Raw genomic sequence first — 468 nt, forward strand, 5'->3', positions numbered from 1 at the left:
TTGGCCAGGCAAATGCCTGTCGTCCTCATCGGTTTTGCCCAGTCCGATGAACCTGGAACCGAGATCGATCTCGGGCGGGTTGCCGATATCATCGCGTTGAACGCTGAAGCTGTCCGCAGGACCGCCTCATGCACTGTCCTTCGAAGTTGCGTGTTTGTGCTCCTTCCCCGGGCTGATCAGCTCAGCAGCCAGCGAATCCAGCAATTCCTGACAGCTTCACAGCGGGCGGTATCAAGCGCGGCAAGTGCCGATCTCAGATGTGCCTACTCCGGAGAGCTACATAGTGCTGCTGACCTGGACAGAGCACACAAGGACATAGAGACAGCCTTCCGCTTTCAGAGCACGGAAGCCCTGGATACGTCGATATGCACCGAGGATCAGCGCCACCGGATCCTGTTGCAGGAGCTGTCCGAAGGAACGGTAGCCGCCTCTGACCGGTTACTGCCCTCTGTACAACGAATCCTTGAC

Annotated in this window: 1 protein-coding gene; it reads left to right on the forward strand. The window is 57.9% G+C overall.

The window, feature by feature from the left end; translation table 11 throughout:
- Positions 1-468 (forward strand): hypothetical protein (locus SB847_RS20510; protein ID WP_410578391.1); only part of this gene is annotated, 468 nt, incomplete at both ends.

Origin of the sequence: Bacillus sp. SIMBA_026, assembly GCF_046535335.1 — a bacterium.
GTDB classification, from domain to species: Bacteria; Bacillota; Bacilli; order Bacillales; family Bacillaceae; genus Bacillus; species Bacillus velezensis.